Source organism: Sphingomonas carotinifaciens (genome assembly GCF_009789535.1).
In the GTDB taxonomy this organism is placed as follows: domain Bacteria; phylum Pseudomonadota; class Alphaproteobacteria; order Sphingomonadales; family Sphingomonadaceae; genus Sphingomonas; species Sphingomonas carotinifaciens.
The window spans coordinates 2,988,023-3,000,759 of sequence record NZ_WSUT01000005.1; the positions used below are offsets into that span (position 1 = coordinate 2,988,023).

A 12,737-nucleotide genomic window follows, 5' to 3' on the forward strand; every position below is an offset into this window, starting at 1 on the left:
TCCTAGCCGCCCCCGCGCCAGACACCACCACCCTCATGCCCGCGCCTGTCCTACAGGCCCGCACTCTGCTATGCGGCGGTCATGGCCTGCACGCCGTCCCCGTCGATCATCCGGCACCATGGGACGATTGCAAAAATGGTAAGTGGACACGGGATGGGGGACGTAGTGTCCACTTCCGCGAAACGGCCGGGCAAAGGCCTCCGCGAATCACTTCCGCCCGAACAGCTTCTCGATATCGCCATGCGCCAGCTTCACCCAGGTCGGCCGGCCATGGTTGCACTGGCCCGAATGCGGCGTCGCCTCCATCTCGCGCAGCAGCGCGTTCATTTCCGCGACCGACAATATGCGTCCCGCCCGCACCGATCCGTGGCACGCCATGGTCGATGCGACATGATCCAGCCGCTCGCGCAAGCTCAGCGCCTCGTCATACGCCGCCAGTTCGTCGGCCAGATCGGCGACCAGCCCCCTGGGATCGCTCTGCCCCAGCAGCGCCGGCGTCGCGCGCACCAGCATCGCCGCCGGTCCGAACCGCTCCAGTTCCAGCCCGAACTCCGCCAGTTCCGCCCCCCGCGCCTCCAGCCGGTCGCAGGCGGGCTCGTCCAGTTCCACCACCTCCGGCAGCAACAATGCCTGCGACGCCACGCGCCCTCCGGCCAGCGCCGCGCGCATCCGCTCCAGCACCAGCCGTTCATGCGCCGCATGCTGATCGACCAGCACCAGCCCGTCCTCCGATTCGGCGACGATATAGGTCTTGGCGACCTGCCCACGCGCCACGCCCAGCGGATGCGCGGCGGTCTGCGGCGGCGGTGCCCAGGCCGGCTCGGCGCGGGCGAGCGGCGGGGGTGCGTTGAAATGCGGCCGCGGCTCGAACAACGATCGCCGCTCCAGCACCGGCGTTTCGGTCGGACCGGCCGGCCAGGCAGCCGCCGGGGCGGGCGCCACCGGTTCCGGGCGCCACATCGCCAGCGCCGACTCCGCCGGCCGCTGCACGCTGCGATGCCCCGCCTCGTCCAGCGCGCGGCGCAGGCCCGATACGATCAGCCCGCGCACCATCGCCGGGTCGCGAAAGCGTACCTCGGTCTTGGCGGGATGCACGTTCACGTCCACCTGATGCGCGGGCACGTCCAGGAACAGCGCCACCACCGCATGCCGGTCACGCGGCATCATCTCGGCATAGGCGCCGCGGATCGCCCCCATCAGCAGGCGGTCGCGCACCGGTCGCCCGTTGACGAACAGATACTGGTGGTCGGCGATGCCGCGGTTGAAGGTTGGGATGCCCGCCACCCCGCCCAGTACCAGCTCCTCGCGCACCCAGTCGATCGGCACCGCATTCTCGGCCAGCGCCTTGTCGGTCAGCATCGCGACCCGCGCCGGCCGGTCCTGCCCCGCCGGCACGGTCAGCACGCGCCGGCCGTCATGTTCCAGCGAGAAGGCGATGTCGGGCCGCGCCATCGCCAGCCGCCGCACCGCATCCAGGCAGGCGGCATATTCCGACCGGGCGGAGCGCAGAAACTTGCGCCGCGCCGGCACGCGCGCGAACAGGTCCTCCACCACGATCCGCGTGCCCGGCGGCGTCGCGGCGGGGCCGTCGCGCACCACCTCGCCGTTGTCGACCGCGCGGCACCAGCCATCCCGCCCCGCCGGCCGGCTTTCGATCGTCACCCGCGCGACCGACGCGATCGAGGGCAGCGCCTCGCCCCGAAAGCCCAGGGTCGTGACGTTCTCGATCGCCTCGTCGGGCAGCTTGGAGGTGCAGTGCCGCTCCAGCGCCAGCGCCATGTCGCCGGCATCCATCCCGCACCCGTCATCGGCCACCTCGATGCGCTGCGTGCCGCCCGCGGACAGCGTTACCGCGACTCGGGTGGAACCGGCATCCAGCGAATTCTCAACCAGTTCCTTCAACGCGCTGGCGGGCCTTTCCACCACTTCACCGGCCGCGATACGATTGACGAGATGCGCAGGGAGACGCCGTATTGACATGCATCATTCCCTAGCCCAAGCGGCGGCATCCCGCGACCCGCAAACGTGACGGAACCGGCGCCTGTTCTGGCTCCTGGTTTTGTTCCGGCTCTTAGGCCTTGGGGCTCGCTGGATGATGTGCGAACGGCCGTCCCCCCGGCCTCCAGACGGAACAAGAGTGTCGATGCCCCTGCCCCGCTTCCTGAAATTCATGTCGCACGACATGGCGATCGATCTCGGCACCGCGAATACCGTGGTCTATGTGCGCGGTCGCGGTATCGTGCTCAACGAGCCGTCGGTCGTCGCGGTCGAGACGTTGAACGGCGTGAAGCGCGTGAAGGCGGTCGGTGACGACGCCAAGCTGATGATGGGCAAGACCCCCGGCACGATCGAGGCGATCCGGCCGCTGCGCGACGGCGTCATCGCCGACATCGACGTCGCCGAGCAGATGATCAAATATTTCATCCAGAAGGTGCACGGTCCGCGCAAGTTCGCCCGCTGGCCCGAAATCGTGATCTGCGTGCCCTCGGGCTCGACCAAGGTGGAGCGCCGCGCGATTCGCGACGCCGCCTCCAACGCCGGCGCCAGCCAGGTGTGGCTGATCGAGGAGCCGATGGCCGCCGCGATCGGCGCCGACATGCCGGTGACCGAACCGATCGGCAGCATGGTCGTAGACATCGGCGGCGGCACCACCGAGGTCGCCGTGCTCAGCCTGCGTGGCCTTGCCTACACCACATCGGTGCGCGTCGGCGGCGACAAGATGGACGAGGCGATCGTCAGCTATGTCCGCCGCAACCATAACCTGCTGATCGGCGAAGCGACCGCGGAGCGGATCAAGCAGGAGGTCGGCTGCGCCAAGCCGCCCGTCGACGGCATCGGCACCGTGATCCACATCAAGGGCCGCGACCTCGTCAACGGCGTGCCCAAGGAAATCCAGATCAACCAGGGCCAGATCGCAGAGGCCTTGTCGGAACCGGTCGCCACGATCGTCGAGGGCGTTCGCGTCGCGCTGGAGAACACCGCGCCCGAACTGGCCGCCGACATCGTCGATCAGGGCATCGTACTCACCGGCGGCGGCGCGCTGCTCCAGGGTCTGGACGAGGTGCTGCGTGACGAGACGGGCCTCCCCGTCACCGTTGCGGAGGACCCGCTGACCTGCGTGGCACTGGGCACCGGCCGGGCGCTGGAAGACCCGATGTACCGCGGCGTTCTGCTCAACGGCTAATCCTCGAAGGACAGGGGGACCGGCGCATGGCGCCTGCCCGCGACCGTCGCACGGGGTTTTCGCGGCGGCGGCAATATGGAGCGTTTCTGGCCTATGTGCTCGCGGTGGCGGGCGCATTGGTGGGGGCGGCGTTGCTTGTCGCATCGCGGTTCAACCCGCCCGCCTTCGCCGCGATGCGCATGGCGGTGGCCAGCGTCACCGCGCCCGTCTCCGCCAGCGCCGCCTGGGCGATCGACGGCGTGGTGTCGGTGCCCGATACGATCGCCACCTATTTCTTCGTCCATGACGAGAACACCCGCCTGCGTGCCGAATTGAAGCGGTCGGAGGCGCTGCTGCTGCGTGCCCGCACCATCGCCTATGACAATCGCCGGCTGCGCGCGCTGCTCGCCGTTCGCGACCGTTCGGCCGATACGGTGGTGACGTCGCGGCTGGTCAGCTCCACCGCGTCCAGCGGCCGCCGCTTCGCGCTGCTCAATGCCGGGCGCGCACAGGGTGTGGAGCCCGGCATGCCCGTGCGCGGGCCCGACGGGTTGATCGGCCGCGTCGTGGAAACGGGTCCGGCGGTCGCCCGCATCCTGCTCCTCACCGATGCCGAAAGCATCGTGCCCGTTCGCCGCACCCGCGACGGCCTGCCCGCGCTCGCGGTCGGCCGCGGCGACGGCATGGTCGATATCCGCTCGGTCAACACCACCAATGTGCGCTTCGCCACCGGAGACCTGTTCGTCACCTCCGGCACCGGCGGCCTCTACGCGCCCGGCATCCCCGTCGCCCGCGTGGTGCGGACCGGCAATGATTCCATGCCCGCCCGTACCTTCGCGCGCCCCGACTCGCTCGATTTCGCGATCGTCCAGCGCGCCTTCCTGCCCCTTCCCCCCGCCCCGCCCGCACCCCGCCCGTGAGCCCCCAGGACTATAAACCCTTCGACCCCGGCCTGCCGCCGGGGCGCGCCCGCGCACTGCCGTGGATCACGGTGATGGCGGGGTCGCTCGTCACCATCCTGCCGGCGATCGCCACCTTTCCGGTGCTGCCGCCCTTCGGGCTGCTGATGCTGCTCGCCTGGCGGCTGCTCGCCCGCTTCGCGCTGCGCCCCTGGGCGGCGGCGCCGCTGGGGGCGTTCGACGATCTCGCCAGCGGCCAGCCGCTCGGCTCGGCGGTATTGCTCTGGTCCGCGACGTTTCTCGCCATCGAACTTATCGAACAGCGCCTGGTGTTTCGCGACTTCTGGCAAGACTGGCTGATCGCGGCCGGCGGCATCGCCTTTTGCCTGGTCATGGGCCGGCTGATCGCGGTTCCCTTGGGCGCGCAGGTCGATACCGTGCTAGTGGCGCAGATCGTGATGACGATCATGCTCTTTCCCCTGGCGGCGCGCACCGTCGCCTGGATCGATCGCAAGCGCGGCCGGGAGGCGGCGTGAAGCGCCCCGCCCGCACGATGACCGAGGCCGCCCAGGCCTACAGCTTCTCGCGCCGCGCCTTCGTGCTGGGTGCGGGGCAAGCGGGTATCGGCCTGCTGCTCGCCGGCCGCATGGCGTGGCTGTCGATCGCGCAGAACGAGAAGTACCAGCTTCTGTCGGAAAGCAACCGCGTCAACACCACGCTGATCCCGCCCCGCCGCGGCTGGATCATCGACCGCAACGGTTTGCCGATCGCCAACAACCGCACCGATTTCCGCGTCGACATCATCCCGGAGCGGCTGGAGAACAAGGACGCGGTCCTGGCCCGGCTGCAACAGATCCTGCGCCTGCCGCCCGAGGACATGGAGCGCCTGCGCCTCGACCTGAAGGATGCCAAGGGGCTAAAGCCGGTGCAGGTCGCCGAACGCCTGGATTGGGAGCGCTTCGCCGCGGTCAGCGTCCGCCTGCCCGAACTGCCCGGCGTACAGCCGACGCGCGGCTTTGCCCGCTACTACCCCGCCGGCGCCGCGGTCGCGCACCTGACCGGCTATGTCGGCGTCCCCACTGCCGAGCAATATAAGGAAACGCGCGAGCCCCTGCTGGTCACGCCCGGTTTCAAGCTGGGCAAGGACGGGCTAGAAAAGACGCTGGAAAAGCGGCTGCGCGGCATCCCCGGCGCCAAGCGGGTCGAGGTCACCGCGCGCGGCAAGCTGGTCGCCGAACTGGCCACCCGCCCCGACATACCCGGCCACAATACGCGCCTGACGATCGATGCCGGCTTGCAGGAATATGTTGCCCGGCGTCTCGGCACCAATTCCGGCTCCGCGGTGGTGATGGACTGCCTCACCGGCGAGATGCTCGCGATGGTGTCGATGCCCGCCTACAACCCCAACAGCTTTTCCGATGGCATCAGCCATCTCGAATGGAAGATGCTGTCGGACGACGATCACATCCCCTTGATGAACAAGGTGACGCAAGGGCTGTACCCGCCGGGCTCGACGGTCAAGCCGATGAACGGGCTGGCGCTGCTCCATGCCGGCGTGCCGGCGTCGGAGCGCGTATTCTGTTCCGGCGCGATGCGCGTCGGCACCGGCGTGTTCCACTGTCACAAGCGCGGCGGGCACGGCCCCGTCGATCTGAAGCGCGCGATCGAGCAAAGCTGCGACATCTATTTCTACGAGATGATCCGCCGCATGGGCTATGACCGGATCGCCCCGGTCGCGCGGATGATGGGCCTGGGTCAGAAATTCGACCTGCCGCTCGCGACCCAGCGCTATGGCACCGTGCCCGACTCCGAATGGAAGCAGCGCAAGTACAAGACCAAATGGACCGTCGCCGACGGTCTGAACGCCTCGATCGGACAGGGCTATGTGCTTGCCAACCCGCTGCAACTGGCGGTGATGGCGGCGCGGCTCGCCTCAGGCCGCGCGCTACAGCCCAGCCTGCTGGCCGCCGACGTTCACCGCAACGCACCGTTCCTCTCGCTGGACCAGGATCATTTCCGTATCGTCCGGGAGGCGATGTTCGGGGTGGTGAACGGCGGCGGCACCGGCGGTGCGGCGCGCATGTATGTGCCGGGGGTCAGTCTGGCGGCAAAGACAGGCACCGCGCAGGTCCGCCGCATCACCATGGCGGAGCGGCGTGCGGGCGTGCTGAAGAACGGCCAGTTGCCCTTCCGTCTGCGCGACCACGCGCTGCTCGTCTGTTTCGCGCCTGCCGATAATCCGCGTTATGCCGCGGGCATCGTGCTCGAACATAACGGCCATACGGTCCGCAACCTCGACACGCCGATGATCGGGCGCGACATCATGACCTATCTGTTCGACCGCGAACGCGCGCTCAAAAGCCTGGCCGAGGTGGAGCCGACCTGGGGCGGCAATATCGAGACGCGTATGGCCTTCCAGGAAGCGGCCTACCGCGCGGTCAACGCGCCGATGCCCGCGACCAAGACCGATGCCGTCATCCCCACCGACGCGCCCGCGGTCGAGGCGGCCGCCGCCGCCGCCGACCGCGAGGCGGAGACGCGCGCCACCCAGACCACCGGCAACACGGTCGCGGAAGCCTCCATCCCCGAGGGCGACGAATGAGCCGCAACCGGATCATCCCCGAACCGCTGGCACGCATACCGTGGCGCGTGATCCTGCTGGTCACCGCGATCGGCAGCTTCGGCCTCGTCGTGCTCTATTCGGCGGCCGGCGGATCGCTGAAGCCCTGGGCGATGCTGCAGGGCATCCGCTTCTTCGTGCTGCTCGCCGGCTCGCTGGTGCTGGCCCGTCTGCCGGAGCGATTCTGGAAGGGGATCGCGGTGCCCGGCTATATCGCGATCGTCGCTGCGCTGATCCTGGTCGAGCTGCTCGGCGCGGTACGCGGCGGCAGCCAGCGCTGGCTGGATGTCGGCTTCATCCGCCTTCAGCCCTCCGAGTTGATGAAGCCCTTGATCGTGCTGGCCTGTGCCCGCTTCTACGAGGTGCTGCCCCCCGCCGAGACACGGCGCTGGTCGGGCATCTGGCCGGCGGCGGTGCTGATCGGCATTCCGGCGGTCATCGTGATGAAGCAGCCCGATCTCGGCACCGCGCTGATGATCTGCGCCGGCGGCGTCACCGTCATGTTCCTGGCGGGCGTGCCCCTGCGGCTTTTCATCGGCGGCGCGATCAGCGTCGCCATCGCCGCACCACTGGCCTTCAATCTGCTGCTCCACGATTACCAGAGGAACCGGGTCCTGATCTTCATGGATCCCGAAAGCGATCCCCTCGGCACCGGCTATCATATCAGCCAGTCCAAGATCGCGATCGGCTCGGGCGGCATCTGGGGCAAGGGCTTCCTGAACGGCACGCAAAGCCATCTCGACTATCTGCCGGAGGGGCATACCGACTTCGTCTTCGCCACCATGGCGGAGGAATGGGGTCTGGTCGGCGGCTGCCTGCTGATCCTGGCCTTCCTGCTGGTCATCCGCTGGGGCATCGATGTCGGCCAGCGCGCCAAGACACGCTTTGCGCGGCTGGCCGCCGCCGGCCTGTCCACCACCATCTTCTTCTATGTCGCGATCAACCTGATGATGGTCATGGGGCTCGCCCCCGTTGTCGGCATTCCGCTGCCGCTGGTCAGCTATGGCGGGTCGTCGCAGATGACGGTGCTGCTGTGCCTGGGCATCCTGATGAGCCTCGACCGGGAAAATCGTCGCGCAACGCGCTGGTAGGGCAAAAAAGGGTTTGCAAACTTCGCGGCGGGTGCTAACCGCGCGCTTCCCCGATGCCGGGGCGCTTCACCAAGGCGCTCCATCGCGGCGCTGGCGGGAATGGACGCATAGCTCAGTTGGTAGAGCAGCTGACTCTTAATCAGCGGGTCCTTGGTTCGAGCCCAAGTGCGTCCACCATCCCTTTTCCGCCCCTGACGGGTACGGACGCATAGCTCAGTTGGTAGAGCAGCTGACTCTTAATCAGCGGGTCCTTGGTTCGAGCCCAAGTGCGTCCACCACCCTCCCCTTCTTACGGCCGGCCGCGCTCACCCCCAGCACCAGCGGTGCAGGCGAATATCCCGCCCATCGCGGCGTCAGGCCCATGCGCACCACCACCATCCGGCGCGAGGGGATGATCGCGATCGACTGCCCGTCATGCCCCAGCATCCAGTAGGTATCGGCCGGCAAGCCCGCCCGGTCCATTCCCTGCGGCAGGCGGCGCCACACCTGTCCGCGTCCATATCGCCCACCCGACGCCCGGGTCGGCGCGTGCATCCACGCGACATAGCCGCGCGGCAGCAGTTGGGCACCCGCCCACACCCCGTCCTGCAACAGCAACTGCCCGAACCGTGCCCAATCCCGCGCCGTGGCATAGAGGAACGACGCCCCTCCGAACGTTCCCCGTCCATCGACCTCCAACACCGCACTGCGCATGCCCACGGGCCCGAACAGCCTGTCATAAGGCCAGCGCAGCGCATCCGCCGGCCGTGCGAACCGATCCCGGAACAGTCGTGCGAGGATCACCGAACTGCCCGACGAATAATCGAACCTCGTCCCCGGCGTCACCGCCAGCGGCATGGCCGCGGCATAGCCGGCGGGATCGGGCACGGTGAACAGCATCCGGTTCACGTCGGACGTGCTGCCATAATCCTCGTTGAAGGCCAGCCCGCTTTCCATGCCGAGCAACTGCGCCAAGGTGATGCGGGCCCGTGCATCGGTCCATTCCGGCCGCAGGCCTTGTGCGCCCACGCCCCCGAACCGGTCGAGCACGGTGCCGACCAGCGCCGCCGTCACCGTCTTCGTCATCGACCATCCGATCAGTCGCGTATCGGCGGTGATCCCGGGCGCATAGCGCTCGCCCACGATCCGCCCGTCCCGCACCACCACTACCGCACGCATGCCCGGCCCGACCAGCGCGTCGTCGGCTAGCAGTGCCGCGACCGCGGGATCGGCGTTGCCCGGCGCGCTTCCCGTCGGCCAGGACGCCGATGATGCAGGCGGCGGCAGCATCGGCCGCGATGGCGCGACCTGCGCGCGCACCCGCTCCACATCGCCGTCCGGCACCGTGGTGCAGCCCAGCCCTTCGCGGTACACCGCTTGGTTGCGCCCGATCACGCCCAGCATGGCCACCGACACCACGCGCCGCGCCCGGTCGACATCCACAGACATTAGCCGCAACAGCGGATTGCCCGGCGCCTGCACGTCGATGCGTCGCACCTGATCGGCATCCCGCCCCGCCAGGAAGACGTTGGAGCAGACGATCTTGGCCGTATAGCCGCTGCCGATGCGCAGCAGCGTCGGCGGCGCGATCAACAGCCATGCGGCAAGGCAGATCACGACCGCCAGCAGGATCAGCCCGGCCCGCTTGGCAATTCCCCCGATCCGCATGACCGCCCCCAGAAATTAAGCCGGGGCGATGCCGTCCCCCGACACGAAAACGCGCCGCCGATCATAGGACCGGCGACGCGCCCACGTAACCGGAAACCGGCTCCGGTTGGAAGGTGAAGGTCCTTACCGCGTCGGGAAACCGCGCTGCTTCAACAGGGCGTTCACGTCCGGGTCACGCCCCCGGAACGCGCGATAGGCATCCGCCCGGTCGGTTTCGTTCCCCGTCGACAGCAGCACCTTGGCAAAGCGATCCGCCGTCGCCTTGTCCCACGGGCTGCCCGCTTCCTCGAACGCCGCAAAGGTGTCCGCGTCCATCGTCTCGGACCACAAATAACTGTAATAGCCCGCCGAATAGCTGTCGGAGGAGAACAGGTGATTGAACTGCGGCAGGCGGTGCCGCATCACCAGTTCCTTGGGCATGCCGATCTCGGCCAGCGTCTCACGCTCGAACCGGTCGGGATCGACCACCCCGTCCGCCACCGTGTGCAGTTTCATGTCCACGATCGCCGAGGACAGATATTCGGTTGTCGCGAAGCCCTGGTTGAACGTCTCGGACGCCTTGATCTTGTCGAGCAGCGCCTGCGGCATCGCCGCCTTGGTCTGGTAGTGACGCGCATATTTGTCGAGCACGTCGCGGGTCAGCAGCCAATGCTCGTTCACCTGGCTGGGATATTCCACGAAGTCGCGCGGCGTGCCCGCCAGCCCCGGATAATAGACGTTCTGCAACATCGCATGGATCGCATGGCCGAACTCGTGGAACAGCGTCTCGGCATCGTCCAGGCTGATCAGGATCGGCTCGCCCGGCGCGCCTTTCGCAAAGTTGTTGTTGTTCGACGACAGCACGTTGCGCACCGGCGGCAGGTTGCGCTGGCTGCGATAGGTGTTTGCCCAGGCGCCCGATCGCTTGCCCGTCCGCGCGAAATCGTCGCGGTAGAACAGGCCCACTTCCTTGCCCGCCCGGTCGGTCACATGCCACACGCGCATGTTCGGCTCGAACACCGGTACGGTGCCGGTAATCTCCTTGAAGTTCAGCCCGTACAGCCGGTTGGCGGCATAGAGCGAACCCTGTATGATGTTGTTCAGCTCGAAATACGGCTTCAGCTCCGCCTGATCCAGGTCGTAGCGGCTCTTGCGCACCTTCTCCTGGTAGAAGCGGTAATCCCACGGCTCGATCGTGATCTTCGCGCCGCCGTCCTTATCCGCGATCGCCTGCATGTCGCGAACCTCTTCGGCCACCCGCGCCTTGGCGGCGGGCCAGACGCGCATCATCAGGTTCATCGCCGCGGCCGGCGTCTTGGCCATGGTGTCCTGCATCCGCCAGTCGGCGTGCGTCTTGAAGCCGAGCAGGTGCGCCCGGTCCGCGCGCAGCTTCACGATCCGCGCGATCGTCGCGTTCGTATCGTTGGCGTCCCCGTTGTCGCCGCGATTGACGAAGCCGCGCCACACCTTTTCCCGGAGCGCGCGATCGGTCGCGAAGGTCAGTACCGGATCGACCGCGGAGCGCGTGTTGACGATCGCCCAGCCGGTCTGTCCCCGCTCGGTGGCCGCCGCCTTGGCGACCGCCTTCACGCTGTCGGGCACGCCGGCCAGTTGCCGCTCGTCGGTGACCAGGATCGCCTTGCCCTCGTCGCCGAGCAGCTTTTCGGAGAATTCCGAGAAGGCGGTGGCGAGTTGCTGGTTATATTGCGACAGTTGCGCCTTCTGCGCCGCATCCAGCTTCGCACCCTGCCGCACGAACATGTCGTAGGTGCGCGTCACCAGCCGCTTCTGCTGCGCGTTCAGCCCGCTCGTGTCGCGCGCCTGATAGATCGCCTCGATCCGCGCGAACAGCTTCGGGTCGAAGGTGATGCGGTCCTGCGCCGCCGCCAGCTTGGGCGACCATTCGCGGTCGATCTTCTGATAGGCGGGCGTGTTCATGTTGCCGGTCATCACGCCGAACAGCGTCATCACCCGGCCCAGCCGCTCGCCCGCATTCTGCATCGGCACGAAGGTGTTGGCAAAGGTCGGCCTGGCGGGATCGTTGGCGATCCTGGCATAGTCCGCCGCCCGTTCGGCAAGCGCCACTTCGAACGCCTGCGGGAATAGCTCCGGCTTTACCTTGTCCCAGGGCGGCACGCCGCCATAAGGGCCGGTCCAGGTGGCAAGCAGCGGATTGGCATTGGCGGCTGGGGCGGCGGCGGGTGCAGCGGCCTGTTCCCCGGCAATGGCAGTGGTGGACATCAACGCCGCAAGTCCGGCGGCGAGAAAGGCATGGCGCACAAAGGGCTCCCGTTGGAAAAACCCTGCCACCATAAGCCTCTGCTACAATGCGTAAAGGTCCCTGACCCGTTTCGCCTGTTGCGACCGCCGGCGTTCATTCCTGTGAGGGTTGCGCCTGCCCCTCGGCTGCATCCGCCGCAGCGATCAGCGAGCGGCCGGTATCGCGCGCCGCCGCTGGCGTCATCGCCACGGCCACGCCGTTCGGTCCATCCAGCATGACGATGCCATTCTCCGCGGTCGCCCGCCCCGCCACACTCTCCGGCTCGATCGAAGCCATACGCACATCTCCCTAGCCGGCCCCGAGTTCGACATCGGAGCCGTACAAGTAAAGCGGGTCGAATTCGCTCAGCGTCTCCAACACCTTCAGGTCGAGAATACGCGCAACGCCACCCTTGAATGTCAACGCATTGCGCTCGCGCAGGCTCCGCAACACGCGGTTCACATGCACGCTGGTCAGCCCGCACGCCTCCGCGATATCGACCTGCGTGACGGGCAGGGTGAAGCTGCCGTCGGTCACCCGTTCAATCATCGCCATGCGCGCGTGCAGTTCACAGAACATGTGCGCCACCCGCCCCTCGGCGCCCAGCCGCCCAAGCCGAAAGATCCATTCGCGGTGCATTGCGGCATCCAGCAGGGTCGAGAACCACAGCAACCGGGTCAGGCGCGGCCAGGACTCGGTCACCGTCGTGAGTCGCGCATGCGGCACTACGCCGTAGCGGACCGGGGTCAGCGTACCGATGTCATGGTCCAGCCGCTTCATCGTGAAGCCGTGCAGGTCGACGAAATCGCCCGGCACATGGAACGCCACGATCTGCCGGTGCCCTTCCCGGTCGTCCATGTACCGGCACATCAGGCCTTCGAGCAGCAACGTGCTGTTCTGCACCTCGCGCCCCCGCTCGACCAGCAACTGGCGAGGGCCCAGCGTGCGGACATCCTCGACGGAGTCCTCCAGCGCTTGGATGTCGGTGACTGACATCCTCTCCCGCCCGCGGCCTCGCAAAAACAGATCCGTTATCATGCTGTCCGCTCCTCGTTCACCGCCTGTATTTCGGGGACCG

10 protein-coding genes and 2 tRNA genes are annotated in these 12,737 nt (G+C 67.7%); 7 read left to right on the forward strand and 5 right to left on the reverse strand.

Going from position 1 to position 12,737, the window contains the following annotated elements; genetic code table 11:
* Positions 1-207: 207 nt before the first annotated feature.
* A complete protein-coding gene (gene mutL / locus GQR91_RS15880; RefSeq protein ID WP_149680749.1) occupies positions 208-1,980 on the reverse strand; it encodes a DNA mismatch repair endonuclease MutL in 1,773 nt (590 codons plus the stop codon).
* Between the two features lie 163 nt (positions 1,981-2,143).
* On the opposite strand from mutL, the gene GQR91_RS15885 reads away from it, so the two are divergent.
* The 7 genes from GQR91_RS15885 (at position 2,144) to GQR91_RS15915 (ending at position 8,051) form a co-directional block, all read left to right on the forward strand.
* Positions 2,144-3,184 carry a rod shape-determining protein gene (locus GQR91_RS15885; protein ID WP_112382720.1) on the forward strand — a complete coding sequence of 347 codons (1,041 nt, stop codon included), beginning with the start codon at positions 2,144-2,146 and terminating at the stop codon, positions 3,182-3,184.
* A gap of 26 nt (positions 3,185-3,210) precedes the next feature.
* Positions 3,211-4,083 (forward strand): rod shape-determining protein MreC, encoded by an 873-nt coding sequence (locus GQR91_RS15890; protein ID WP_112382719.1) that lies wholly within the window; start codon positions 3,211-3,213, stop codon positions 4,081-4,083.
* A complete protein-coding gene (locus tag GQR91_RS15895) occupies positions 4,080-4,598 on the forward strand; it encodes a rod shape-determining protein MreD (protein WP_112382718.1) in 519 nt (172 codons plus the stop codon). The genes GQR91_RS15890 and GQR91_RS15895 overlap by 4 nt, the downstream gene beginning before the upstream one ends.
* A 17-nt stretch (positions 4,599-4,615) precedes the next feature.
* Positions 4,616-6,664 carry a penicillin-binding protein 2 gene (mrdA, locus tag GQR91_RS15900; protein WP_205411621.1) on the forward strand — a complete coding sequence of 683 codons (2,049 nt, stop codon included), beginning with the start codon at positions 4,616-4,618 and terminating at the stop codon, positions 6,662-6,664.
* Positions 6,661-7,773, forward strand: coding sequence for a rod shape-determining protein RodA (gene rodA, locus GQR91_RS15905; protein WP_112382716.1), 1,113 nt, complete (start codon positions 6,661-6,663; stop codon positions 7,771-7,773). The genes mrdA and rodA overlap by 4 nt, the downstream gene beginning before the upstream one ends.
* Positions 7,774-7,874: 101 nt before the next feature.
* Positions 7,875-7,950, forward strand: a tRNA-Lys gene (locus GQR91_RS15910).
* A gap of 25 nt (positions 7,951-7,975) precedes the next feature.
* Positions 7,976-8,051, forward strand: a tRNA-Lys gene (locus GQR91_RS15915).
* Here GQR91_RS15915 and GQR91_RS19965 read toward each other — a convergent pair.
* From GQR91_RS19965 to GQR91_RS15935, 4 genes are all read right to left on the reverse strand, one after another.
* Positions 8,014-9,420, reverse strand: coding sequence for a serine hydrolase domain-containing protein (locus tag GQR91_RS19965; RefSeq protein WP_149681426.1), 1,407 nt, complete (start codon positions 9,418-9,420; stop codon positions 8,014-8,016). The two genes, GQR91_RS15915 and GQR91_RS19965, sit on opposite strands and share 38 nt — an antisense overlap.
* 123 nt (positions 9,421-9,543) lie before the next feature.
* Entirely contained in the window at positions 9,544-11,679 is a 2,136-nt protein-coding gene (locus tag GQR91_RS15925; RefSeq protein ID WP_149680750.1) for a M3 family metallopeptidase, read from the reverse strand.
* 94 nt (positions 11,680-11,773) lie between these two features.
* Entirely contained in the window at positions 11,774-11,956 is a 183-nt protein-coding gene (locus GQR91_RS15930; protein ID WP_112382715.1) for a hypothetical protein, read from the reverse strand.
* 12 nt (positions 11,957-11,968) lie between these two features.
* Positions 11,969-12,655: a Crp/Fnr family transcriptional regulator gene (locus GQR91_RS15935; RefSeq protein WP_235903818.1), complete on the reverse strand. Its 687-nt coding sequence runs from the start codon at positions 12,653-12,655 to the stop codon at positions 11,969-11,971.
* Positions 12,656-12,737: the final 82 nt, after the last annotated feature.